Source organism: Citrobacter sp. RHBSTW-01044 (assembly GCF_013781945.1).
Lineage (GTDB): Bacteria > Pseudomonadota > Gammaproteobacteria > Enterobacterales > Enterobacteriaceae > Citrobacter > Citrobacter braakii.
In genome coordinates this window covers 4813293-4837382 of the sequence record NZ_CP056180.1, presented here as the reverse complement: position 1 = coordinate 4837382, position 24090 = coordinate 4813293, and the positions used below count along the sequence as shown (strand labels likewise).

Annotated in this window: 22 protein-coding genes; 17 read left to right on the top strand and 5 right to left on the bottom strand. The window is 53.4% G+C overall.

Annotated elements, in window-relative coordinates; translation table 11 throughout:
* Window positions 1-35: 35 nt before the first annotated feature.
* The 3 genes from pldB (at window position 36) to HV352_RS23040 (ending at window position 2848) form a co-directional block, all read left to right on the top strand.
* Complete coding sequence (gene pldB / locus HV352_RS23050; protein ID WP_003017911.1) at window positions 36-1052, top strand: lysophospholipase L2; 1017 nt, start codon at window positions 36-38, stop codon at window positions 1050-1052.
* A gap of 15 nt (window positions 1053-1067) precedes the next feature.
* Window positions 1068-1868 carry a sugar/pyridoxal phosphate phosphatase YigL gene (yigL, locus tag HV352_RS23045; protein WP_008787091.1) on the top strand — a complete coding sequence of 267 codons (801 nt, stop codon included), beginning with the start codon at window positions 1068-1070 and terminating at the stop codon, window positions 1866-1868.
* Window positions 1869-1948: 80 nt separating this feature from the next.
* Complete coding sequence (locus HV352_RS23040) at window positions 1949-2848, top strand: carboxylate/amino acid/amine transporter (RefSeq protein ID WP_016157852.1); 900 nt, start codon at window positions 1949-1951, stop codon at window positions 2846-2848.
* On the opposite strand, the gene metR is transcribed toward HV352_RS23040, so the two are convergent.
* Window positions 2736-3689, bottom strand: coding sequence for an HTH-type transcriptional regulator MetR (gene metR, locus HV352_RS23035; RefSeq protein ID WP_003017908.1), 954 nt, complete (start codon window positions 3687-3689; stop codon window positions 2736-2738). The two genes, HV352_RS23040 and metR, sit on opposite strands and share 113 nt — an antisense overlap.
* A 234-nt stretch (window positions 3690-3923) precedes the next feature.
* Between metR and metE the strand changes: the two genes are divergently transcribed.
* Window positions 3924-6185: a 5-methyltetrahydropteroyltriglutamate--homocysteine S-methyltransferase gene (metE, locus tag HV352_RS23030; protein ID WP_049042346.1), complete on the top strand. Its 2262-nt coding sequence runs from the start codon at window positions 3924-3926 to the stop codon at window positions 6183-6185.
* Window positions 6186-6287: 102 nt separating this feature from the next.
* Here metE and HV352_RS23025 read toward each other — a convergent pair whose 3' ends face one another.
* On the bottom strand, window positions 6288-7094 hold the full coding sequence (locus tag HV352_RS23025) for a dienelactone hydrolase family protein (RefSeq protein ID WP_016155137.1): 807 nt from the start codon (window positions 7092-7094) through the stop codon (window positions 6288-6290).
* Between the two features lie 265 nt (window positions 7095-7359).
* On the opposite strand from HV352_RS23025, the gene udp reads away from it, so the two are divergent.
* The 9 genes from udp (at window position 7360) to tatD (ending at window position 15301) form a co-directional block, all read left to right on the top strand.
* Window positions 7360-8121 carry a uridine phosphorylase gene (gene udp / locus HV352_RS23020; RefSeq protein ID WP_006686084.1) on the top strand — a complete coding sequence of 254 codons (762 nt, stop codon included), beginning with the start codon at window positions 7360-7362 and terminating at the stop codon, window positions 8119-8121.
* A gap of 140 nt (window positions 8122-8261) precedes the next feature.
* The gene (gene rmuC, locus HV352_RS23015) at window positions 8262-9692 is read left to right on the top strand and encodes a DNA recombination protein RmuC (protein WP_019078423.1); all 1431 of its coding nucleotides are present in this window, start codon (window positions 8262-8264) and stop codon (window positions 9690-9692) included.
* Window positions 9693-9786: 94 nt separating this feature from the next.
* Window positions 9787-10542, top strand: coding sequence for a bifunctional demethylmenaquinone methyltransferase/2-methoxy-6-polyprenyl-1,4-benzoquinol methylase UbiE (ubiE, locus tag HV352_RS23010; RefSeq protein ID WP_003017897.1), 756 nt, complete (start codon window positions 9787-9789; stop codon window positions 10540-10542).
* 13 nt (window positions 10543-10555) lie between these two features.
* Window positions 10556-11161, top strand: a complete 606-nt coding sequence (gene ubiJ / locus HV352_RS23005; RefSeq protein WP_049042348.1) for a ubiquinone biosynthesis protein UbiJ — start codon at window positions 10556-10558, stop codon at window positions 11159-11161.
* Window positions 11158-12798, top strand: coding sequence for a ubiquinone biosynthesis regulatory protein kinase UbiB (gene ubiB / locus HV352_RS23000; protein WP_016155140.1), 1641 nt, complete (start codon window positions 11158-11160; stop codon window positions 12796-12798). Before ubiJ ends, ubiB begins: the two co-directional genes overlap by 4 nt.
* Before the next feature lie 78 nt (window positions 12799-12876).
* On the top strand, window positions 12877-13131 hold the full coding sequence (tatA, locus tag HV352_RS22995) for a Sec-independent protein translocase subunit TatA (protein WP_003017888.1): 255 nt from the start codon (window positions 12877-12879) through the stop codon (window positions 13129-13131).
* Window positions 13132-13134: 3 nt separating this feature from the next.
* Entirely contained in the window at window positions 13135-13683 is a 549-nt protein-coding gene (gene tatB, locus HV352_RS22990; RefSeq protein ID WP_047358742.1) for a Sec-independent protein translocase protein TatB, read from the top strand.
* A 2-nt stretch (window positions 13684-13685) separates the two neighbouring features.
* The gene (gene tatC, locus HV352_RS22985; protein ID WP_016155142.1) at window positions 13686-14477 is read left to right on the top strand and encodes a Sec-independent protein translocase subunit TatC; all 792 of its coding nucleotides are present in this window, start codon (window positions 13686-13688) and stop codon (window positions 14475-14477) included.
* Between the two features lie 41 nt (window positions 14478-14518).
* Window positions 14519-15301: a 3'-5' ssDNA/RNA exonuclease TatD gene (gene tatD / locus HV352_RS22980; protein WP_109017223.1), complete on the top strand. Its 783-nt coding sequence runs from the start codon at window positions 14519-14521 to the stop codon at window positions 15299-15301.
* Window positions 15302-15306: 5 nt separating this feature from the next.
* Here tatD and rfaH read toward each other — a convergent pair whose 3' ends face one another.
* Window positions 15307-15795 (bottom strand): transcription/translation regulatory transformer protein RfaH, encoded by a 489-nt coding sequence (gene rfaH, locus HV352_RS22975; RefSeq protein WP_047358740.1) that lies wholly within the window; start codon window positions 15793-15795, stop codon window positions 15307-15309.
* A 204-nt stretch (window positions 15796-15999) separates the two neighbouring features.
* Here rfaH and ubiD point away from each other — a divergent pair, with 204 nt between their 5' ends.
* The 4 genes from ubiD to HV352_RS22955 all read left to right on the top strand — a co-directional run bounded on the left by ubiD (window position 16000) and on the right by HV352_RS22955 (window position 20371).
* Window positions 16000-17493, top strand: a complete 1494-nt coding sequence (gene ubiD, locus HV352_RS22970) for a 4-hydroxy-3-polyprenylbenzoate decarboxylase (protein ID WP_016155145.1) — start codon at window positions 16000-16002, stop codon at window positions 17491-17493.
* Window positions 17494-17533: 40 nt separating this feature from the next.
* A complete protein-coding gene (gene fre, locus HV352_RS22965) occupies window positions 17534-18235 on the top strand; it encodes an NAD(P)H-flavin reductase (protein WP_003828903.1) in 702 nt (233 codons plus the stop codon).
* A 233-nt stretch (window positions 18236-18468) separates the two neighbouring features.
* On the top strand, window positions 18469-19383 hold the full coding sequence (locus HV352_RS22960; protein ID WP_049269825.1) for an ROK family protein: 915 nt from the start codon (window positions 18469-18471) through the stop codon (window positions 19381-19383).
* Window positions 19384-19390: 7 nt separating this feature from the next.
* Window positions 19391-20371 (top strand): LacI family DNA-binding transcriptional regulator, encoded by a 981-nt coding sequence (locus HV352_RS22955; RefSeq protein ID WP_181635105.1) that lies wholly within the window; start codon window positions 19391-19393, stop codon window positions 20369-20371.
* Between the two features lie 213 nt (window positions 20372-20584).
* Here HV352_RS22955 and fadA read toward each other — a convergent pair whose 3' ends face one another.
* Both fadA and fadB read right to left on the bottom strand, forming a co-directional pair.
* Window positions 20585-21748 carry an acetyl-CoA C-acyltransferase FadA gene (gene fadA / locus HV352_RS22950; protein WP_016155148.1) on the bottom strand — a complete coding sequence of 388 codons (1164 nt, stop codon included), beginning with the start codon at window positions 21746-21748 and terminating at the stop codon, window positions 20585-20587.
* Between the two features lie 9 nt (window positions 21749-21757).
* Window positions 21758-23947, bottom strand: coding sequence for a fatty acid oxidation complex subunit alpha FadB (gene fadB / locus HV352_RS22945; RefSeq protein ID WP_049042362.1), 2190 nt, complete (start codon window positions 23945-23947; stop codon window positions 21758-21760).
* Window positions 23948-24090 lie beyond the last annotated feature (143 nt).

Genomic DNA, 24090 nt, shown 5'->3' with positions numbered 1-24090 from the left:
AACGATTTTACTTGGTCAGCGAGGCTGGATACCCGATGTTTCAGCAGCAAAAAGACTGGGAAACAAGAGAAAACGCGTTTGCTGCTTTTTCCATGGGGCCACTGACAGATTTCTGGCGTCAGCGGGAAGAAGCGGAATTTACGGGCGTGGATGATATCCCCGTCCATTTTGTGCGTTTTCACGCAGAAAAAAACGATCGCGTCATCGTCGTCTGTCCTGGACGCATTGAAAGCTATGTGAAATACGCTGAACTGGCGTATGACCTGTTTCATTCTGGTTTTGACGTCCTCATTATCGATCACCGTGGCCAGGGGCGTTCCGGGCGTATGCTTTCGGACCCGCATCGCGGTCATGTCGATAACTTTAATGACTATGTCGACGATTTAACCGCCTTCTGGCAGCAGGAAGTGCTACCCGGTCCGTGGAGAAAGCGCTATATACTGGCGCATTCAATGGGCGGAGCGATAGCCACGTTATTCTTGCAGCGCCACCCGAATCAGTGTGATGCCATCGCGCTTTGCGCGCCGATGTTTGGTATTGTGATGCGCTTTCCCGACTGGATGGTACGCCACATTCTGGACTGGGCTGAAGGGCATCCGCGGATCCGCGAAGGTTATGCGATGGGTACAGGGCGCTGGCGGGCGCTGCCATTCGGTATGAATGCGTTAACCCATAGTCGACAGCGCTATCGGCGCAATCTACGCTTCTATGCGGATGAGCCACGGCTGCGCGTTGGCGGCCCCACCTACCACTGGGTACGTGAAGGTATTCTGGCAGGCGAACAGGTTCTGGCTGGAGCAGGAGACGACGCGACGCCGACGCTGCTGATTCAGGCCGAAGAAGAGCGTGTGGTAGATAACCGCATGCACGATCGTTTTTGTGAACTCCGCGCCGCAGCGGGCCATCCCGTAGAAGGGGGGCAGCCGCTGGTCATCAAAGGCGCGTACCATGAGATCCTTTTTGAAAAGGACGCAATGCGCTCAGTCGCGCTTAACGCTATTGTCGAATTTTTCGACAAGCATAACTCATCCAGCGGAACCCGCTTTGCCTAGAGGTTGAATTTTCTTATGTATCAGGTTGTTGCGTCTGATTTAGACGGTACGCTGCTTTCTCCCGACCATACTCTGTCCCCTTATGCCAAAGAGACGCTGAAGTTATTGACCGCTCGTGGCGTTAACTTCGTGTTTGCGACTGGCCGTCATCATGTTGATGTGGGGCAAATTCGCGATAACCTCGGCATTAAAACCTACATGATCACGTCCAACGGTGCGCGGGTGCATGATTCTGACGGAAATCTGGTGTTTTCGCATAACCTGGATCGCGACATTGCCAGCGACCTGTTTGGCGTAGTGAATGCAAACCCGGACATCGTGACCAACGTTTATCGTGATGATGAGTGGTTTATGAACCGCCATCGCCCGGACGAAATGCGCTTCTTCAAAGAAGCAGTGTTTAACTATTCACTGTTTGAACCTGCGCTACTGGAGCCGGAAGGCGTGAGTAAGGTGTTTTTCACCACCGATTCTCACGAAAGGCTGCTGCCGCTGGAACAGGCGATTAACGCCCGCTGGGGCGACCGCGTCAACGTCAGTTTCTCTACGCTTACCTGCCTGGAAGTCATGGCTGGCGGCGTATCGAAAGGTCATGCGCTTGAAGCGGTGGCGAAAGCGATGGGCTACAGCCTGAAAGATTGCATCGCTTTTGGCGACGGAATGAACGATGCGGAAATGCTCTCCATGGCAGGTAAAGGCTGCATTATGGGCAACGCTCACCAGCGCCTGAAGGATCTGCATCCGGAACTGGAAGTCATTGGTCTTAATGCCGACGATGCCGTGCCGCATTATCTGCGTGAGCTGTTTTTGCAGTAATGTTTTTGTTCGTTAGTTGACCAGATGTCAACTTAAAACTTCGCTACAATGGGCGTACCTTTTGTTAAGAGACATCCATTGTGGCGTTACTCATCATTACCACAATTCTGTGGGCCTTTTCCTTTAGCCTGTTTGGCGAGTACCTTGCCGGTCATGTCGATAGCTATTTTGCGGTGCTGGTGCGCGTTGGGCTGGCGGCGCTGGTGTTCCTGCCGTTTTTACGTACCCGTGGGCATAGCGTAAAAACCATCGCGCTGTATATGCTGGTGGGCGCCATGCAGCTTGGCATTATGTATATGCTGAGTTTTCACGCCTATCTGTACCTGACGGTTTCAGAACTGCTGCTCTTTACCGTGCTGACGCCGCTCTACATTACGCTGATTTATGACCTGATGAGCGGACGTCGTCTGCGCTGGAGCTACGCCTTCAGTGCGTTGCTGGCGGTGATTGGTGCGGGGATCATTCGTTACGATCAGGTGACCAGCCACTTCTGGACCGGCCTGCTGCTGGTGCAGTTGTCCAATATCAGCTTTGCTATTGGCATGGTGGGCTACAAGCGTCTGATGGAAACGCGGCCAATGCCGCAGCACAACGCCTTTGCCTGGTTTTACATGGGGGCCTTTATGGTGGCGGTCGTGGCCTGGTTCATGCTGGGGAATGCGCAGAAAATGCCTGCAACCACGCTACAGTGGGGAATTCTGGTCTTTCTTGGCGTGGCAGCGTCTGGCATTGGTTACTTTATGTGGAACTACGGCGCGACCCAGGTGGATGCGGGGACGCTGGGCATCATGAACAATATGCATGTGCCGGCCGGGCTGCTGGTTAACCTGGCTATCTGGCATCAACAGCCTCACTGGCCAAGCTTCATCATTGGTGCGGCTGTGATAGTGGCTTCACTGTGGGTACATCGAAAGTGGGTCGTTCCGCACTCCGTACAAACGGCAGGTGATCGCAGGCGTGATTCCGCGCTGAGCGAATAAACGCTTCCGTGACCGGCTGTCGCTGCTCGCCATCGCGCACGGCGGCGTACAGCCGGCTCCACAATCCATCACCCAGGGTTTTGGTCACCACCAGGCCCTGGCGTTCAAAACTCTCCACCACCCAGTGCGGTAAAGCTGCAATACCCATTCTGGCTGCAACCATCTGAATCAGCAGCAGGGTGTTATCCACGCTCTTCAGCGACGGACTAACGCCCGCAGGCTGCAAGAAATGCCGCCAGACATCCAGTCGACTCCGTTGCACCGGGTAAATAAGCAGCGTCTCACTGGCTAAATCCTCCGGCGTGATCTGCGTCTTGCTGGCCAGCGGATGGTCCGGCGCCAGTACCAGGCGGACTTCAAAATCGAACATCGGCGAGTAGTGCAGTCCGCTACGCGGCAGAATGTCGGATGTCAGCACCAGATCCAGCTCATCCTGTTGTAGCGCTGGTTGCGGATCGAACGTCACGCCGGATTTAAAGTCCATCTCCACCTGCGGCCAGTTGGCACGAAAATTCTCCAGCGCGGGCGTCAGCCATTGAATACAGCTATGGCATTCAATAGCGATCCGCAGCCGGGTTTGCTGCGGTTCGTTGCAGGCCTGCAGCGCACGACCAATTTGCGGCAACACCTGATTTGCTAACTGCAGCAAAATTTCGCCTTGCGGCGTAAAGCGCAGAGGCTGGCTTTTACGGATAAAAAGTCGAAAGCCAAGGCGCTGTTCCAGATCGCTGAACTGGTGAGAGAGGGCGGATTGGGTCTGATGCAACGTCGCCGCTGCGGCCGCCAGCGAACCACTATTCCGCAACGCCTGGAGCGTTTTCAGGTGTTTAATCTCGATCATGAAAGTCCTTCACTTCGGCATGAACAAATTGCGCTTGAGGAATATACAGTAACTGTCAATTATGGATGTGTAAACATCTGGATGGCTAAAATCCTTCGTCTTTTAAATTTATGGTGCGTTGGCTGTGTTTTTCCACCCCGGTCACTTACTTCAGTAAGCTCCTGGGATGAATAAACTTGCCACCCTCCCTAAATTAAAAATCAATAGGATTTACATATAATTAGAGGAAGAAAAATGACAATACTTAATCACACCCTCGGTTTCCCTCGCGTTGGCCTGCGTCGCGAGCTGAAAAAAGCGCAAGAAAGCTACTGGGCGGGAAATTCTTCCTGTGAAGATTTGCTAACCGTTGGCCGCGAGCTGCGTGCCCGTCACTGGGATCAGCAGAAGCAGGCGGGCGTTGACCTGCTGCCGGTGGGCGATTTTGCCTGGTACGATCACGTGCTGACCACCAGCCTGCTGCTCGGCAACGTTCCGGCTCGTCATCAAAATAAAGACGGCTCGGTCGATATCGATACCTTATTCCGCATTGGCCGTGGCCGCGCACCAACCGGAGAGCCCGCGGCGGCGGCAGAAATGACCAAATGGTTTAACACCAACTATCACTACATGGTGCCAGAGTTCACCAAAGGTCAGCAGTTCAAACTGACCTGGACCCAACTGTTGGATGAAGTGGATGAAGCGTTGGCGCTCGGTCACAAGGTGAAACCTGTGCTGCTGGGACCGGTAACTTACCTGTGGCTGGGGAAAGTGAAGGGCGAACAGTTTGACCGCCTGAGCCTGTTGAACGATATTCTGCCGGTTTACCAGCAGGTGCTGGCTGAGCTGGCGAAACGCGGTATTGAGTGGGTGCAGATTGATGAACCGGCTCTGGTGCTGGAGCTGCCTCAGGTTTGGCTGAACGCCTTCAAACCGGCTTATGACGCGCTGACTGGTCAGGTGAAGCTGCTGCTGACCACCTACTTCGAAGGCGTAACGCCAAACCTGGATACCATTACCGCGCTGCCGGTGCAGGGGCTGCACGTTGACTTCGTGCACGGTAAAGATGATGTGGCCGAGCTGCACAAGCGTCTGCCTGCCGACTGGTTGCTGTCAGCGGGGCTGGTGAACGGTCGCAACGTCTGGCGTGCCGATCTCAGCGAAAAATACGCGCAAATTAAAGATATCGTCGGTAAACGTGACCTGTGGGTAGCTTCTTCCTGCTCCTTGCTGCACAGCCCAATCGATCTCAGCGTGGAAACCCGCCTTGATGCAGAAGTGAAGAGCTGGTTTGCCTTCGCCCTACAAAAATGCGGCGAGCTGGCGCTGCTGCGTGATGCGTTGAACAGCGGTGATACGGCGGCAATTGTGGCGTGGAGCGCACCGATCCAGGCTCGTCGTCACTCTACCCGCGTACACAACGCCGCAGTGGAAAAACGTCTGGCGGCGATCACCGCCCAGGACAGCCAACGTGCCAACGCTTACCCGGTTCGCGCCGAAGCGCAGCGTGCCCGCTTTAATCTGCCGGCATGGCCGACTACCACTATCGGTTCATTCCCGCAAACCACGGAAATTCGCGGCCTGCGTCTGGACTTCAAAAAGGGCAACCTGGATGCAAGTAACTACCGCACCGGTATCGCGGAACATATCAAACAGGCGATTGTTGAACAGGAACGTCTGGGGCTCGACGTGCTGGTGCACGGTGAAGCCGAACGTAACGACATGGTGGAATATTTTGGCGAGCACCTGGACGGATTCGTCTTTACCCAGAATGGTTGGGTGCAGAGCTACGGCTCTCGCTGCGTGAAGCCGCCGGTGGTTATTGGCGATGTCAGCCGCCCGGAAGCGATCACCGTGGAGTGGGCGAAGTATGCCCAGTCGCTGACCGACAAACCGGTAAAAGGCATGTTGACCGGTCCGGTGACCATTCTCTGCTGGTCATTCCCGCGTGAAGACGTGACGCGTGAAACCATCGCTAAGCAGATTGCGCTGGCGCTGCGTGATGAGGTAGCGGATCTGGAAGCGGCGGGTATTGGCATCATCCAGATTGACGAACCGGCACTGCGCGAAGGTCTGCCACTGCGCCGCAGCGACTGGGCGGCGTATCTGGAGTGGGGCGTGGAAGCCTTCCGCATTAACGCGGCGGTGGCGAAGGATGAAACCCAGATCCACACCCACATGTGTTACTGCGAGTTCAACGACATCATGGACTCCATTGCGGCGCTGGACGCGGACGTGATCACCATTGAGACTTCACGCTCTGATATGGAGCTGCTGGAATCGTTTGAAGAGTTCGACTATCCGAACGAAATCGGGCCGGGCGTATACGATATTCACTCGCCGAACGTCCCGAGCGTGGAGTGGATTGAAGCCCTGCTGAAGAAAGCCGAGCAGCGTATTCCGGCCGAGCGTCTGTGGGTGAACCCGGACTGCGGCCTGAAAACGCGCGGCTGGCCGGAAACCCGCGCCGCGCTGGCGAACATGGTCAAAGCCGCGCAGAACCTGCGTCAGGCGTAATTCAGTGCCGGTGGCCGGGAAGCGCAAGCGCTTACCCGGCTTACAGGAAATAGCAAGAGTTGTAGGCCCGGTAAGGTGTAGTCGCCGCCGGGCAATTACCGTTTATTTCTTCCCGCCGTATTGTGTGAACCACTCCAGCATTCTCAGCCAGCCATCTTTTGCGGACTCTTCGTGATAGCTCGGACGATAATCGGCGTTAAACGCATGTCCGGCATCGGGATAGACCACGATTTCCGCTTTTGCATTGGCGGCACGCAGCGCCTGACGCATTGTTTCAACGGTATCTTGCGGAATACTGGTGTCCTGGCCGCCATAAAGTCCCAGAACGGGGGCGTTAAGATCGGTCGCGATATCAACAGGATGTTTCGGCGAGTTGAGGGTTTTATCGCCCACCAGTTTGCCATACCACGCTACCGCCGCTTTTAACTGCGGATTATGAGCTGCATACAGCCAGGTGATGCGTCCACCCCAGCAAAATCCGGTGATCATCAACTGGTGGGCATCTCCTCCGTTACGAGAAGCCCAACTGGCGACATGATCCAGATCGGCCAATACCTGAGAGTCAGGCACTTTGGCGACAAGGCTGCTGAGCAACGTAGGGATATCGGCAAAGTCATTGGGATCGCCTTCACGAAAATAGAGCTCTGGTGCGATAGCCAGATACCCTTCCAGAGCCAGACGGCGGCAAACGTCACGAATGTGTTCATGAATGCCAAAAATCTCCTGCACGACAATGACCACAGGCAGCGGGCCATCGGACTGTTTTGGTCGTGCGTGATACGCTGGCATATCATCGCCTTGTGAAGGTATGGACGTTACACCGGCGATAATGGCGTTATCCGGAGTGTGAACCGTGGTAGACGTCGGTGGAGATACAGCAGGTGCAAAGCCAGATTGTCGTGTTGTCATGGTATTCTCCGTACCCTTAAATATTCAGCCAAAAAGCGCATTGTTAACTATAGACACATGCAACGAACCACATTGCCTTAAACGGTCTATCTTTTGTGCAGGGCTTCCTTACATCGCATCATTTATGTGATTCAAGTCACTATTTTATGGTAATGGAATGCAATTGATTTACATCATAGTGATGACTGTCACGAAAATATGTTCATGCCTTCGGTAAAGTGTGTTTTTGCTTCTTCTGACAAAACCGATTCACAGAGGAGTTTTTATGTCTAAGTCTGATGTTTTTCATCTCGGCCTCACTAAGAACGATTTACAAGGGGCTCAGCTCGCTATCGTCCCTGGCGACCCGGAGCGTGTGGAAAAGATCGCCGCGCTGATGGATAAGCCGGTTAAGCTGGCATCTCATCGCGAGTTCACTACCTGGCGTGCTGAGCTGGATGGTAAAGCCGTGATCGTGTGCTCTACCGGTATCGGCGGTCCGTCAACCTCTATTGCCGTAGAAGAACTGGCACAGCTGGGCATTCGTACCTTCCTGCGTATCGGTACGACTGGCGCCATCCAGCCACATATCAACGTAGGTGATGTACTGGTCACCACAGCATCTGTCCGTCTGGACGGTGCAAGCCTGCACTTCGCGCCAATGGAATTCCCGGCTGTCGCGGACTTCGAGTGCACCACCGCGCTGGTGGAAGCGGCGAAATCTATCGGCGCCACCACCCACGTAGGCGTTACCGCGTCTTCTGATACCTTCTATCCGGGCCAGGAGCGTTATGACACCTTCTCTGGTCGCGTAGTGAGCCGTTTCAAAGGCTCAATGGAAGAGTGGCAGTCTATGGGCGTCATGAACTACGAAATGGAATCTGCTACGCTGCTCACCATGTGCGCAAGCCAGGGTCTGCGTGCCGGTATGGTCGCGGGTGTTATCGTGAACCGTACTCAGCAAGAGATCCCTAATGCGGAAACGATGAAACAAACAGAAAGCCACGCGGTGAAAATCGTGGTGGAAGCTGCGCGTCGTTTACTGTAATTCTCCCGTCTATTCAAAAAGGCCGACGCGTTCGGCCTTTTTATTTTGCGTAGTGCCTCGCAGGAAATTCCTTTTAAACTGGACGTTTATACAGCACAATCCTATTTTGTGCGGGTAAGTCGTTGCTGTAAGGGGGCGTTGTGGATATTTCAATTATGATGAGTGCCGTGCTGGCGTTAGCCGCAGGGCTGCTGGTGGGATGGCTGGCAACAAAAGCGCATGCCGATCGGATCCGTGCCGACCTCATCGAAGAACGACGCGAACTGGATATTGCGCTAAGCGCCGCCCGCCAGCAGCTCTCACAGGAAGCCCACTGGCGCGATGAGTGCGAACTACTCAATAACGAATTGCGCAGTCTGCACAGCATCAACACCTCTCTGGAAGCCGATCTTCGTGAAGTCACTACCCGACTGGAAGCGACGCAGCAGCATGCGGAAGATAAAATCCGCCAGATGATCAACAGCGAACAGCGTCTGAGCGAACAGTTTGAAAATCTGGCGAACCGTATTTTCGAGCACAGCAACCGTCGTGTAGATGAGCAAAATCGCCAAAGCCTGAACAGTCTGCTTACACCGCTTCGCGAACAACTGGACGGTTTTCGACGCCAGGTTCAGGATAGCTTTGGTAAAGAGGCGCAAGAACGCCATACTCTGGCGCACGAAATTCGTAATCTGCAGCAACTGAACGCGCAGATGGCGCAGGAAGCGGTAAACCTGACGCGGGCATTAAAAGGCGATAACAAAACGCAGGGCAACTGGGGCGAGGTCGTACTCACGCGGGTGCTTGAGGCTTCCGGTCTGCGCGAAGGCTATGAATACGAAACCCAGGTCAGCATTGAGAACGATGCCCGTTCGCGGATGCAGCCAGATGTCATCGTCCGGTTACCGCAGGGCAAAGATGTGGTGATCGACGCGAAAATGACGCTGGTCGCCTATGAACGCTATTTTAATGCTGAAGATGAATACACCCGCGAGAGCGCGTTGCAGGAGCACATCGCCTCGGTACGAAACCATATCCGTCTGCTGGGGCGCAAAGACTATCAGCAGCTTCCTGGGCTACGCACACTTGACTATGTGCTGATGTTTATCCCCGTTGAGCCTGCTTTTTTACTGGCGCTCGATAGACAGCCTGAACTGATTACCGAAGCACTTAAAAATAACATTATGCTGGTTAGCCCTACCACGTTGTTGGTGGCATTGCGCACGATTGCCAACTTGTGGCGCTACGAGCATCAGAGTCGTAATGCGCAACAGATTGCCGATCGGGCCAGCAAACTTTATGACAAGATGCGGTTGTTTGTGGATGATATGTCGGCAATTGGCCAAAGCCTGGATAAAGCCCAGGATAACTACCGACAGGCGATGAAAAAACTCTCTTCAGGTCGTGGAAACGTCCTGTCGCAGGCAGAAGCGTTTCGCAGTTTAGGCGTGGAAATTAAGCGCGAGATTAATCCTGAACTGGCTGAACAAGCCACTACGCAGGATGAAGAGTACCGCTTGCGTTCGGTCCCTGAAACGCAGCAGGATGAACCTTACCCTGATGATGAAGCAGTAAACCAGCAATCAAACTAGTCCGTTTGGGGTAGTTGAACCGGGCAGAAGGGTAGGGCAAATTGGCCCAATCTGTTACACTTCTTGAACATTTTTTGGATGAGCAGGCACTGAGATGGTGGATAATTCACAAGAAACGACGCACTTTGGCTTTCAGACCGTCGCTAAAGAGCAGAAAGCTGACATGGTGGCCCACGTTTTTCATTCTGTGGCGTCTAAATATGACGTTATGAATGACTTAATGTCATTTGGCATTCATCGTTTGTGGAAGCGCTTCACCATTGACTGCAGTGGCGTGCGTCGCGGGCAAACCGTTCTCGATTTGGCGGGCGGTACGGGCGATCTAACGGCGAAATTCTCTCGCATGGTAGGCGAAACTGGCAAAGTTGTGCTGGCGGATATCAACGACTCAATGCTCAAAATGGGTCGCGAAAAGCTGCGTAATATCGGCGTCGTGGGTAACGTTGAGTACGTTCAGGCGAATGCGGAAGCATTACCTTTCCCAGACAACACGTTTGACTGCATCACCATCTCTTTCGGTCTGCGCAACGTAACGGATAAAGATAAAGCATTACGATCTATGTATCGCGTGTTGAAGCCGGGCGGACGTCTACTGGTGCTGGAGTTCTCCAAGCCGATTATCGAACCGCTGAGCAAAGCCTACGACGCATACTCTTTCCACGTTTTGCCGCGCATTGGTTCTATGGTGGCAAGCGATGCAGACAGTTATCGCTATTTGGCGGAGTCCATCCGCATGCATCCCGATCAGGACACCTTAAAAGCAATGATGCAAGATGCCGGGTTCGAAAGCGTTGATTACTACAACCTGACGGCAGGTGTCGTGGCGCTGCATCGTGGTTACAAGTTCTGACAGGAGATTGGGGATGCCTTTAAAACCCTTAGTGACCGCCGGCGTTGAAAATTTGCTTAACACCTTTCTGTATCGTTCTCCTGCGCTCAAGTCAGCCAGAACGCGTTTACAGGGCAAAGTGCTGCGTGTTGAGCTAAAAGGATTTTCAACACCGTTAGTGCTGGTGTTTAGTGAGCGCCAGGTCGATGTGCTGGGGGCATGGGAAGGCGAAGCCGATTGCACCGTAATCACACATGCCAGCGTGTTACCGAAATTACGCGACCGGCAGCAACTCACCACGCTTATCCGCAGTGGTGAGCTGGAGGTTCAGGGCGATATCCAGGTGGTACAGAATTTTGTCGCGTTGGCCGATCTGGCGGAGTTTGATCCCGCAGAACTGTTAGCACCCTATACCGGCGATATCGTCGCTGAAGGGGTCAGCAAAGTTTTGCGTGGTGGAGCGAAGTTCCTGTGCCAAAACATTCAACGCCAGCAGCGCTATGTTGCCGAAGCGATCACCGAAGAGTGGCGTATGGCTCCTGGTCCGCTTGAGGTTGCATGGTTTGCAGAAGAAACGGCAGCCGTTGAGCGTGCGGTCGAATCTCTGGCCAAACGGCTGGAAAAACTGGAGGCCAAATGACGCCAGGTGAAGTACGGCGCCTTTATTTCATCATTCGCACTTTTTTAAGCTACGGTCTTGATGAACTCATCCCCAAAATGCGTATCACGCTGCCGCTCCGGTTGTGGCGTTACACGCTGTTCTGGATGCCCAACCGACATAAAGACAAACCGCTGGGAGAACGGCTGAGACTGGCTTTACAGGAGCTCGGCCCGGTGTGGATTAAGTTCGGGCAAATGCTCTCTACCCGCCGTGATCTTTTCCCGCCACACATCGCCGATCAGCTAGCGTTATTGCAGGATCGGGTAGCCCCATTCGATGGGCAAAGAGCGAAAGAACAAATCGAAGAGGCGATGGGTGGGCTGCCCGTCGAGGAATGGTTTGATGATTTTGAGATCACACCGCTGGCATCCGCGTCTATTGCTCAGGTTCACACCGCGCGACTGAAATCGAATGGGAAAGAGGTGGTGATCAAAGTTATCCGCCCGGACATACTGCCGGTAATTAAAGCGGATTTGAAACTGATCTACCGCCTTGCTCGCTGGGTACCTCGCCTGATGCCAGACGGCCGCCGCCTGCGACCGACAGAAGTGGTCCGTGAATATGAAAAAACGTTGATTGATGAGCTGAATCTGCTGCGCGAGTCGGCGAACGCGATTCAGCTGCGACGTAATTTTGAAGACAGCCCAATGCTGTACATCCCGGAAGTGTACTCTGACTATTGCAGTCAGAACATGATGGTGATGGAGCGCATTTACGGTATTCCCGTTTCAGATGTCACCTCGCTTGAGAAGAACGGCACCAATATGAAGCTGCTGGCTGAACGCGGTGTTCAGGTCTTCTTTACTCAGGTATTCCGCGACAGCTTTTTCCATGCGGATATGCACCCTGGGAACATTTTCGTGAGTTATGAGCATCCCGAAAACCCGAAATACATTGGTATTGATTGTGGGATTGTGGGTTCTTTAAACAAAGAAGATAAGCGTTATCTTGCTGAAAACTTCATCGCGTTTTTTAACCGCGACTACCGCAAAGTTGCTGAACTGCATGTGGATTCTGGCTGGGTTCCGCCGGATACTAACGTAGAAGAGTTTGAATTTGCCATTCGTACCGTGTGCGAGCCGATTTTCGAAAAACCGCTGGCGGAGATTTCCTTTGGTCATGTGCTGTTAAATCTGTTCAACACAGCGCGCCGATTCAATATGGAAGTTCAGCCTCAACTGGTATTGCTACAGAAGACGCTGCTGTACGTTGAAGGTGTCGGACGTCAGCTCTATCCGCAGTTAGATTTGTGGAAAACGGCCAAGCCTTTCCTCGAATCCTGGATCAAAGATCAGGTCGGTATTCCGGCGCTTGTTAGAGCATTTAAAGAAAAAGCACCGTTCTGGGTCGAAAAAATGCCAGAAATACCTGAACTGGTGTATGACAGTTTGCGCCAGGGCAAATATTTACAGCACAGTGTTGATAAGATTGCCCGCGAGCTTCACGCGAATCATGTACGTCAGGGACAATCCCGTTATTTATTGGGCATTGGTGCAACATTGTTGCTCAGTGGAACATTCCTGCTGGTAAGCCGTCCTGAGTGGGGGCTTATGCCGGGCTGGTTAATGGCCGGCGGTGTCTTAGCCTGGTTGATCGGCTGGCGCAAAATGCGCTGAATTTTTCATCGCCCTAGGCAGGTCGTGTAACGTATACTACGGCCTTATTAATTCATCATCTATGACAGAGGAACATGTATGGGTGGTATCAGTATTTGGCAGTTGTTGATCATTGCCGTCATCGTTGTACTGCTATTTGGCACCAAGAAACTCGGCTCCATCGGTTCCGATCTTGGCGCGTCGATTAAAGGCTTCAAAAAAGCAATGGGTGATGATGAGCCAAAGCAAGATAAAACCAGCCAGGACGCTGATTTTACTGCTAAATCCATTACCGATAAGCAGGGCGAAGTGAAAAAAGAAGACGCCAAAAGCCAAGATAAAGAGCAGGTATAATCCGTGTTTGATATCGGTTTTAGCGAACTGTTATTGGTGTTCGTGATCGGCCTCATCGTCCTGGGGCCGCAACGTTTACCTGTAGCGGTAAAAACGGTTGCTGGCTGGGTTCGTGCTTTGCGTTCCCTGGCAACTACTGTTCAGAATGAACTGACCCAGGAGCTTAAGCTTCAGGAGTTTCAGGACAGCCTGAAGAAAGTAGAGAAAGCGAGCCTGACAAATCTGACCCCGGAGTTGAAAGCCTCAATGGATGAGCTGCGTGAAGCGGCAGAGTCGATGAAGCGTTCTTACAGTGTGCACGATCCTGAGAAAGAGAGCGATGAAGCGCACACTATCCATAATCCGGTGGTGAAAGAAGCTGAAGCGCAGCGAGAAGGGGTCACCCCTGCTGCCGCTGAAAACCAGGCCAGTTCGCCGGAGCAAAAACCGGAATCCACGGGTGCTAAAACGCCAGAGCCAACGGAAAACACTTCCGCTACGTTAATGGATGCAGAAAAGAAAGCTGTCGCACCTGTTGTCGAATCCTCCCCCTCGTCGAGTGATAAACCGTAAACATGGCTGTAGAAGATACCCAACCGCTCATCACGCATCTTATTGAGCTGCGTAAGCGACTCCTGAACTGCATCATTGCGGTAATCGTGATCTTTTTGGCGTTGGTTTACTTTGCCAACGACATTTACCATATGGTCGCGGCGCCGTTGATTAAACAGATGCCGCAGGGTGCAACGATGATCGCCACCGATGTGGCTTCGCCGTTCTTTACCCCAATCAAGTTGACCTTCATGGTATCGCTGATCCTGTCAGCGCCAGTGATCCTCTACCAGGTGTGGGCATTTATTGCGCCGGCGTTGTATAAACATGAACGCCGTCTGGTTGTTCCGCTGCTGGTCTCCAGTTCGTTGTTGTTCTACATCGGCATGGCATTCGCCTATTTTGTTGTCTTCCCGTTAGCGTTTGGTTTTCTGGCCAACACGGCTCCGCAAGGCGTGCAGGTATCAACGGACATTGCCAGCTATCTCAGCTTTGTAATGGCGCTATTTATGGCTTTCGGTGTCTCTTTTGAGGTGCCTGTCGCCATCGTGCTGCTATGCTGGATGGGCATTACGACGCCAGATGATTTACGCAAAAAGCGTCCTTATGTTGTGGTGGGTGCCTTTGTCGTCGGGATGCTACTGACTCCGCCAGATGTCTTCTCGCAAACGTTGTTGGCGATACCGATGTACTGCCTGTTCGAGGTGGGTGTTTTCTTCTCTCGTTTCTATGTCGGTAAGCGACGTACGAGAGATGAGGACAACGAGGCTGAAGAAGCAAAAGAAGCCGAAGCCACCGAGAAAACTGAAGAATAAATTCAACCGCCCGTCAGGGCGGTTGTCATATGGGAGGAAGCATGTTTGATATTGGCGTTAATTTAACCAGTTCACAATTTGCGAAAGACCGGGATGAGGTCGTGGCGCGCGCCTTTGCTGCGGGCGTAAACGGTATGCTTCTGACCGGAACAAGCCTTCACGAAAGCCAGCAGGCGTTAAAGCTGGCGCAGCATTATCCGCAGTGCTGGTCCACGGCTGGCGTGCACCCGCATGACAGCAGCCAATGGCAATCCTCAACGGAAGACGAGATCATCGCGCTGGCAAACCAGTCGAAGGTAGTCGCTATTGGTGAGTGCGGTCTGGATTTCAATCGCAATTTCTCCACGCCGCAGGAACAGGAACGTGCTTTTGAAGCGCAACTGCGCATTGCTGCTGAACTGCAGATGCCGATTTTCATGCATTGTCGGGATGCGCATGCGCGTTTTCTGACGTTGCTGGAGCCGTGGCTGGACAGCCTCCCAGGCGCGGTGCTGCACTGTTTCACCGGTTCGCGCCAGGAGATGCAGGACTGCGTGGACCGAGGGCTTTATATCGGTATCACCGGGTGGGTCTGTGATGAACGCCGGGGGATGGAACTGCGGGAGCTGCTGCCGTTTATTCCGGTGGAAAGACTGCTGATAGAAACCGATGCACCTTACCTGCTCCCCCGCGACTTAACGCCTAAACCGACGTCACGTCGCAATGAACCGGCGCACCTGCCGCATATTCTTGAGCGAATTGCTCACTGGCGTGGGGAAGATCCTCAATGGCTGTCAGCAACCATTGATGCCAACGTCAGAACGCTGTTCGAAGTGACCTTCTAAACGACTTATATTTTTCGAAAACCGGTATTTTTAACGCTCTGCTTAATCTCTTTATTCAAGAGGTTAAGCAGCAGCATGGAACGCGCTTCGCCATCCGGTTCGGTGAAGATCGCTTTCAGTCCCTCAAACGCCCCTTCAGTAATAATCACGCTGTCCCCTGGCTGAGGGGTTTGCGGGTCAACAATACCTTCAGGCTTGTAGATAGAAAGCTGGTGAATTACGGGGGATGGGACGGTCGCAGGCGTCGCTCCAAAACGAACGAAATGGCTGACACCACGCGTGGCGTTGATCGTGGTGGTGTGGATCACTTCCGGGTCGAACTCGACAAACATGTAATTAGGGAATAGTGGTTCACTGACTGTGGTACGTTTACCACGCACCATTTTTTCCAGGGTGATCATAGGCGTCAGGCAGTTCACCGCCTGTCTTTCCAGGTGTTCCTGGGCTCGCTGAAGTTGCCCACGTTTGCAGTACAGTAAATACCAGGATTGCATAATAACTCTTATTCGCTTGTTCTGAGCGCTAGCATAGCAAAAGCCATGAGTTAAGTTAATTATACCCGCCTCAAAGCAGGCTGAAACCCAACGGGTATATACTCCCAGGGCTTATATGTATCGCCAGAGTTCACGCTAATTTAACAAAAATACAGCATCACAATGATGAACGCCGTATAATGAAGCGCTTACGAAGAGGCCACAATGGACGCCATGAAATATCACGATTTACGCGACTTCCTGACGCTGCTTGAACAGCAGGGCGAGCTCAAACGCATTTCGCTTGAGGTGGATCCCCACCTGGAAATTACTGAAATTGCCGATCGCACCCTGCGTGCTGGTGGGCCTGCGTTACTGTTTGAGAATCCTAAAGGCTATTCAATGCCGGTGCTGTGTAACCTGTTTGGCACACCGAAGCGTGTTGCGATGGGGATGGGGCAGGAAGATGTCTCGGCACTACGGGAAGTCGGTAAACTGTTGGCGTTTTTGAAAGAGCCGGAGCCACCGAAAGGATTCCGCGATCTGTTTGATAAGCTGCCGCAGTTTAAGCAGGTGCTGAACATGCCGACTAAGCGGTTGCGCGGTGCGCCTTGTCAGCAAAAAATCTACTCCGGTGATGACGTCGATTTAAACCGTATTCCGATTATGACCTGTTGGCCGGAAGATGCCGCACCGCTGATTACCTGGGGGCTAACCGTAACGCGTGGTCCGCATAAAGAGCGGCAGAATCTGGGCATTTATCGCCAGCAGCTGATTGGCAAAAACAAGCTTATTATGCGCTGGTTGTCCCACCGCGGCGGCGCGCTCGATTACCAGGAGTGGTGTGCGGCGCATCCTGGCGAACGCTTCCCTGTTTCGGTGGCGTTGGGGGCAGATCCTGCGACCATTCTGGGGGCCGTGACGCCCGTCCCTGATACATTATCCGAGTACGCATTTGCCGGGCTGTTACGTGGCACCAAGACCGAAGTGGTCAAATGTATTTCCAACGATCTGGAAGTGCCCGCCAGTGCTGAAATCGTGCTGGAAGGGTATATCGAACCGGGTGAGCTGGCCCCGGAAGGGCCGTATGGCGATCATACCGGCTACTACAACGAAGTAGATAGCTTTCCGGTCTTTACCGTCACGCACATTACCCAGCGTGAAGAGGCGATTTATCACTCTACTTATACCGGACGTCCGCCTGATGAGCCCGCGGTGCTTGGTGTGGCGCTGAACGAAGTTTTCGTTCCTATTCTGCAAAAGCAGTTCCCGGAAATCGTCGATTTTTACCTGCCTCCGGAAGGCTGTTCATATCGTCTGGCCGTGGTGACGATGAAAAAACAGTACGCTGGTCATGCCAAACGCGTCATGATGGGTGTTTGGTCGTTTTTACGCCAGTTTATGTACACCAAATTTGTTATTGTCTGCGATGATGATGTCAATGCACGCGACTGGAATGATGTGATTTGGGCAATTACTACCCGTATGGACCCGGCTCGGGATACGGTACTGGTAGAGAATACGCCAATTGATTACCTGGACTTTGCCTCGCCGGTTTCCGGCCTGGGTTCAAAAATGGGGCTGGATGCCACAAATAAATGGCCGGGCGAAACCCAACGCGAATGGGGACGCCCGATTAAAAAAGATCCTGAAGTAACTGCGCGTATTGACGCAATTTGGGATGAACTGGCCATCTTTAATGACGGCAAAAGCGCCTGAGGCGCGATCGTTTTGCCTATTGATCCGACAGAGAGAGCGCATGACAACCTTAAGCTGTAAAGTGACCTCGGTAGAAGCTATCACTGATACCGTATATCGCGTTCGTTTAGTGCCAGACGCGGCGTTTTCCTTTCGTGCTGGCCAGTATTTAATGGTCGTGATGGACGAAAGGGATAAGCGTCCGTTCTCCATGGCATCCACGCCGGACGAGCAAGGATTCATTGAGCTGCACGTTGGCGCCTCTGAGCTAAATCTTTATGCCATGGCTGTGATGGACCGCATTCTGAAAGACCGGGAAATCAAGGTCGACATTCCGCATGGCGAAGCCTGGCTGCGTGATGAAGACGAGCGCCCGCTGATCCTGATTGCCGGTGGTACAGGGTTCTCTTACGTGCGTTCCATTCTGCTTACTGCGCTGGCACGTAATCCAAACCGCGATATCACCATTTACTGGGGTGGGCGTGAAGAGAAGCATCTCTATGATCTCTCCGAACTGGAAGCGTTGTCTGTTAATCACCCGAATCTGCGCGTTGAGCCAGTGGTGGAACAGCCAGAAGACGGCTGGCGTGGTCGTACGGGAACCGTGTTAACGGCGGTATTGCAGGATTACGGTACCCTGGCGGAGCACGATATCTACATTGCCGGTCGTTTTGAAATGGCCAAAATCGCGCGCGATCTGTTCTGTAATGAACGCAGTGCGCGTGAAGATCGCCTGTTTGGCGACGCTTTCGCGTTCATTTAAGCGCTGTGCGCCGGAGCCCTTCCGGCGCATCCATCAATCATCTGTCTTCCAACTAGCAGGGCGCAGGCCCGGCGTCATTGCCTCTCTTTCTCATCATAATTATTTTTTAGTAAACATAATATGTCCGTCACTCAAACATAAATTGAGTTTTTGTGACAGCTCTCCATGTGTTTAGTAAACAAAATAGGCAAGCTAAACCGCATCACATTGTGAGATGCAAATGAGGAAAAACCATGAGGCTCGGACTGGATATCGGCGGGACTAAAATCGAAGCGGTGGTGATTGATAACGCGGGTGAAATTGTTTACCGAGAACGATGTGCGACACCAAAGCAGCGTTACGGTGATTTTTTCCAGGCCGTGACGGAGATGATAGCCAGGGCTATGCAGGCCATTAATAAGCCTTTATCGGTTGGCGTCGGGGTGCCAGGTGCGGTGGATAGCGAAGGTTTGATTAAGAATTCCAACATTCTGGTGCTGAATCAGCAGGCCTTTGCGCAAGATCTCGAGCGTGCATTAGGAATGCCAGTGCCCGTTACCAATGATGCCAACTGCTTTACCCTGTCAGAAGCGATGGACGGTAGTGGGCGTGGGCATAGCGTGGTATTTGGTGTGATCCTCGGTACCGGATGCGGCGGTGGTCTGTGCATCGAGAACCGGTTGATCTCCGGCCCTAACGCCTGTGCCGGAGAGTGGGGGCATAATGCCTTGCCGCGCTACCACGGATCTCGGGACGGGGCTGAAGTGACATGCTATTGCGGACAGTTGAACTGTATTGAGAGCTTTATTTCCGGTAGTGGCCTGGAGCGTCAGTATATGAATCACACCGCGCAACATATGGGGGTGCCACAAATTATGCAACGGGTAGCATCGGGTGATGCAGACGCCTGTTTGTTGTGGGAACGCTATTGCGATCAACTGGCTCGCGCGCTGGCGAGTGTGGTGAATATGCTCGATCCCGATGTTATCGTGCTGGGGGGCGGGGTATCCAATATCGATTTACTGTACTCAGGTTTACAGGCGCGAGTGGCGCAGTACGTGTTTGGTAAACAGTGCCGCACACCGATCGTTCAGGCCCGCCACGGCGACAGCAGCGGCGTACGCGGCGCAGCCTGGCTGGGGGCACAACAAGCCACAGTAAATCCATGAGACTGAAATGACGAAACCTGTACGTATCAGAGACATTGCCGACGCTTGTGGCGTCTCGGTTGGCGCTGTTTCCCGCGCGCTAAAAGGGCAACCGGGGCTGCGGGAAGAGACCCGACAGCGCATTATTTCAGTGGCGCAGCAACAGGGTTATGATTTTTCTCGCCTGCGCGCAGACAAAATCAAACGTGTCCTGTTTTTACTGCATCGCCAGCACAATATCAGCCGAGCTTTACCGTTTTACTCTCAACTGCTGCTGGGGATAGAAGATCTGTGTCGCGAAAAGGGGGTTGCGCTGAGCTTTCTCTCTATAGGTCCAGGCGATGCAGTGAGTGAGCAGGTAATGCTGCACCAGCCTGATGCGCTGATCTGCGCGGGATTTTTTGAACCTGAGTTGCTTGGGCTGCTACAACAGATGAAATTGCCGCTGGTGCTGGTGGATCTCTGGGCGCCAGGACTGCCTTGCGTGAATCCTGACAATACTCTGGGCGGCTATCTGGCTACGCAACATCTGATTGCACAAGGCCGCAGCCGCATTGCTTTTCTTGCCAGTACGCTCGCGCACTACAGCATCCGTCAGCGTGAAAAGGGCTACCGTCAGGCATTGTATGAAGCCCGTTTGCTAATGCCGCCAGAGTACGATGTCGTTGCGCCGCCGCTGCTGGATACCGAGCAATCTCTGGTGGATGCGGTTAATGAGCTACTCAGACTGCCAGAGTCGCCCGATGCCATTTTTGCCTATAACGACGCGGCAGCGATGGTTGTTCAGCAGGTGTGTGCGCAGCAGGGTATACGTATCCCGGAAGATCTTGCGCTGGTGGGGTTTGATGATATCGATGCTGCGGCCTGGTCACATCCGCCGCTGACTACCATTGCGGTTGATAAAAAACAGCTGGGGCGTGAAGCGCTGCGTTTACTGCTGGAAGAAAATCAGGAAGAGAATCTGCTGCTGCCGGTGCAGTTAGTGGTGCGTGGTAGTTCAGGGAAATAAAAAACCCGCCCCTGACAGGCGGGAAGAACGGCAACTAAACTTTCTCTCTTCGCCATTGGCACCATAACTTTGTTGGCTTCGCTCATTCACCCGAATCACTTACTATACGTAAGCTCATCGGGATTCATTCGCTTGCCGCCTTGTTCTGGCACCAATGGCTTTGAGATAACATTTCGTAGGCCGGGCAAGCGAAGCGCCCCCGGCATGCTTTGATTAAACTCGCTCAAATACCGTTGCGATACCCTGACCTAACCCGATACACATCGTCGCCAGACCAAACTGCACGTCTTTGCGTTCCATCAGGTTGAGTAGGGTGGTGCTGATACGCGCCCCAGAACAGCCCAGCGGGTGACCCAAGGCGATCGCCCCGCCGTTGAGGTTGATCTTCTCATCGATCTGCTCCATTAGCCCCAGATCTTTAATACACGGCAGGATCTGAGCGGCAAAGGCTTCGTTCATCTCAAACAAGCCGATGTCGCTGGTGGAGAGTCCCGCTTTTTTCAGCGCCAGCTTTGAGGCCGGAACCGGGCCGTAACCCATGATTGACGGATCGCAGCCGACAACAGCCATCGAACGAATACGGGCACGCGGCGTCAGACCCAGTTGACGGGCGCGGCTTTCGCTCATTACCAGCATCGCCGCTGCGCCGTCGGAGAGCGCAGAAGAGGTACCGGCAGTCACCGTTCCGTTCACCGGATCGAACGCCGGGCGCAGGGTGGAGAGCGCTTCAACGGTCGTTTCCGGACGGATAACCTCATCGTAGTTAAACTGCTTCAGCACGCCGTCGGCATCATGACCGCCGGTCGGGATGATTTCGTTTTTAAAAGCGCCAGACTGTGTTGCAGCCCAGGCGCGAGCGTGTGAACGTGCGGCGAAAGCGTCCTGCATTTCACGGCTGATGCCGTGCATGCGGGAGAGCATTTCCGCGGTCAGGCCCATCATCCCTGCGGCTTTCGCCACGTTGCGGCTCATACCCGGGTGGAAATCAACGCCGTGGCTCATTGGCACATGGCCCATATGCTCAACGCCGCCAATCAGGCACGCCTGAGCATCACCAGTCATGATCATGCGTGCCGCATCGTGCAGTGCCTGCATGGACGAACCGCACAGGCGATTGACCGTGACGGCCGGAACGGAGTGCGGAACTTCCGCCAACAGCGCGGCATTACGGGCGATATTGAAACCCTGCTCCAGCGTTTGTTGCACACAGCCCCAGTAAATGTCATCAAGCGCGGTTGGCTCCAGCGCCGGATTACGCGCCAGCAGGCTACGCATTAAATGTGCAGAGAGATCTTCTGCCCGCACGTTCCGAAACGCGCCCCCTTTCGAACGGCCCATCGGGGTACGGATCGCATCAACAATTACAACCTGTTCCATTGTGACTCCTTAAGCCGTTTTCAGGCAGCCAACCGGGCGGGCTGGCTCAACCTGGGGATAATACGGTTCGTTATGGCGCGCTTTATCACGCAGACCGGCCGGAACTTCATACAGCGGACCAAGGTGCTGATACTGCTGAGCCATATCGAGATACTTCGCGCTGCCGAGCGTATCCAGCCAGCGGAACGCACCGCCATGGAACGGAGGGAAGCCCAGACCGTATACCAGCGCCATATCGGCTTCTGCCGGGCTGGCGATAATGCCTTCTTCCAGGCAACGCACTACTTCGTTGACCATAGGGATCATCATGCGGGCGATAATCTCTTCATCGCTGAAGTCGCGTTTCGGCTGGCTGACCTCTGCCAGCAGATCGTCAACGGTGGCATCTTCTTCTTTCTTCGGCTTGCCCTTGTTGTCTTCTTTATAACGCCAGAATCCGAGACCGTTTTTCTGCCCGAAACGGTTAGCATCAAACAGGGCATCTATCGCATCGCGATAATCTTTCTGCATACGCTGAGGGAAGCCTGCGGACATCACCGCCTGCGCGTGGTGCGCGGTATCAATACCTACCACGTCCAGCAGATAAGCCGGGCCCATCGGCCAACCAAACTGTTTTTCCATCACTTTGTCGACTTTGCGGAAATCCGCCCCGTCGCGCAGCAGCTGACTGAAACCGGCAAAATAGGGGAACAGCACGCGGTTAACGAAGAAACCAGGGCAGTCATTAACCACAATCGGCGTTTTGCCCATCTGGCTTGCCCAGGCGACAACCTTAGCGATGGTTTCATCCGAGCTTTTCTCGCCGCGAATGATCTCAACCAGCGGCATACGGTGCACTGGGTTAAAGAAGTGCATCCCACAGAAGTTTTCCGGACGCTTAAGCGCGCTGGCCAGTTCGTTGATTGGGATGGTGGAAGTATTCGAAGCCAGTACAGTGTCCGGGCGAACCTGATCTTCGGTTTCCGCCAGTACCGCTTTTTTCACTTTTGGGTTTTCTACGACCGCTTCAACTACCACGTCCACGCGTTCGAAACCGCTATAGTCGAGGGTGGGATGAATGGTGGAAATAACGCCCGCCATTTTCAGACCGTCAATTTTGCCGCGCTCCAGCTGTTTGTTCAGTAGCTTGGCCGCTTCGGTCATACCCAGCGTTAATGATTTGTCGTTGATATCTTTCATGACAACCGGCACGCCTTTCCAGGCCGACTGGTAAGCGATGCCGCCGCCCATAATGCCTGCGCCCAGCACTGCCGCTTGCTTTGGCGCTTCAACATTTTTGGTGAGCTTTTTGGCTTTGGCTTTCACGAACTGATCGTTAAGGAAAATTCCAACCAGTGCGCGGGCTTCATTGGTGTGCGCGAGTGGAACAAAGCTTTTATTTTCCAGATTCAGCGCTTCTTCACGACCAAAACGGGCCGCTGCTTCAATGGTTTTTACCGCGGTAATCGGTGCGGGATAATGCTTACCTGCCGTCTGCGCCACCATACCTTTGGCGATGGTAAAGCTCATTGCTGCTTCAATTTTGCTGAGTTTCAACGGCTCCAGCTTCGGCTGACGTTTGGCTTTCCAGTCGAGGTCGCCGTTAATCGCCTGACGTAATACCGCGATCGCGCCATCAAGCAGTTTGTCTTGCTTCACTACGCCATCGACCAGACCGATTTTTAGCGCCTGCTCAGCACCCACATCTTTACCCGCAGCAATAATTTCCAGCGCGCTGTCCGCACCCAGCATACGTGGCATACGCACGGAGCCGCCAAAGCCTGGCATAATGCCCAGCTTGGTTTCCGGCAGGCCGATGCGCAGGTCCGGCGTAGCCAGACGATAATCGGTCGCCAGGACACACTCGCAGCCGCCGCCCAGCGCATAGCCGTTAACTGCTGAGAGAGTCGGAACAGGCAGATCTTCCAGGCGATTAAAGACGCTGTTGGCAAAATGCAGCCACTGGCTCAGTTGCTCTTCAGGCACGAGGAACAGTGAAAGGAATTCGGTGATGTCGGCACCAACAATAAAGGCTGCTTTGTTAGAACGCAGCAGCAGCCCTTTTAAATTCGGTTGTTTTTCCAGCACGTCAAGCGCATGGCCCAGGCTGGCAACGGTGGCCGTGTCGAGTTTATTGACTGAACCTGGGGCATCGAACACCAGTTCGGCGATGCCATCTTCCAGCCAGTCGAGGTACAGGGTGTCGCCTTTGTAAAGCATGTCAGTCTCCTGAATCCGCAAGGTGATCTGGTCATACCAGATGAATCGAAGTGTGTGTTTTATGTTAATAAAATGCAAATGAATGATTAAAGAAATGACGATTTGATCACGCTCGGCAGAAATCACGCACTCACAAAACGATG

Coding starts and splice junctions, on each gene's coding strand:
- yigL (WP_008787091.1), top strand. CDS start 1,068: ATGTATCAGGTTGTTGCGTCTGATTTAGACGGTACGCTGCTTTCTCCC.
- udp (WP_006686084.1), top strand. CDS start 7,360: ATGTCTAAGTCTGATGTTTTTCATCTCGGCCTCACTAAGAACGATTTA.
- rfaH (WP_047358740.1), bottom strand. CDS start 15,795: ATGCAATCCTGGTATTTACTGTACTGCAAACGTGGGCAACTTCAGCGA.
- HV352_RS23025 (WP_016155137.1), bottom strand. CDS start 7,094: ATGACAACACGACAATCTGGCTTTGCACCTGCTGTATCTCCACCGACG.
- tatC (WP_016155142.1), top strand. CDS start 13,686: ATGGCTGTAGAAGATACCCAACCGCTCATCACGCATCTTATTGAGCTG.
- tatD (WP_109017223.1), top strand. CDS start 14,519: ATGTTTGATATTGGCGTTAATTTAACCAGTTCACAATTTGCGAAAGAC.
- fadA (WP_016155148.1), bottom strand. CDS start 21,748: ATGGAACAGGTTGTAATTGTTGATGCGATCCGTACCCCGATGGGCCGT.
- fre (WP_003828903.1), top strand. CDS start 17,534: ATGACAACCTTAAGCTGTAAAGTGACCTCGGTAGAAGCTATCACTGAT.
- HV352_RS22960 (WP_049269825.1), top strand. CDS start 18,469: ATGAGGCTCGGACTGGATATCGGCGGGACTAAAATCGAAGCGGTGGTG.
- HV352_RS22955 (WP_181635105.1), top strand. CDS start 19,391: ATGACGAAACCTGTACGTATCAGAGACATTGCCGACGCTTGTGGCGTC.
- metR (WP_003017908.1), bottom strand. CDS start 3,689: ATGATCGAGATTAAACACCTGAAAACGCTCCAGGCGTTGCGGAATAGT.
- ubiD (WP_016155145.1), top strand. CDS start 16,000: ATGGACGCCATGAAATATCACGATTTACGCGACTTCCTGACGCTGCTT.
- fadB (WP_049042362.1), bottom strand. CDS start 23,947: ATGCTTTACAAAGGCGACACCCTGTACCTCGACTGGCTGGAAGATGGC.
- tatA (WP_003017888.1), top strand. CDS start 12,877: ATGGGTGGTATCAGTATTTGGCAGTTGTTGATCATTGCCGTCATCGTT.
- ubiJ (WP_049042348.1), top strand. CDS start 10,556: ATGCCTTTAAAACCCTTAGTGACCGCCGGCGTTGAAAATTTGCTTAAC.
- ubiE (WP_003017897.1), top strand. CDS start 9,787: ATGGTGGATAATTCACAAGAAACGACGCACTTTGGCTTTCAGACCGTC.
- metE (WP_049042346.1), top strand. CDS start 3,924: ATGACAATACTTAATCACACCCTCGGTTTCCCTCGCGTTGGCCTGCGT.
- pldB (WP_003017911.1), top strand. CDS start 36: ATGTTTCAGCAGCAAAAAGACTGGGAAACAAGAGAAAACGCGTTTGCT.
- ubiB (WP_016155140.1), top strand. CDS start 11,158: ATGACGCCAGGTGAAGTACGGCGCCTTTATTTCATCATTCGCACTTTT.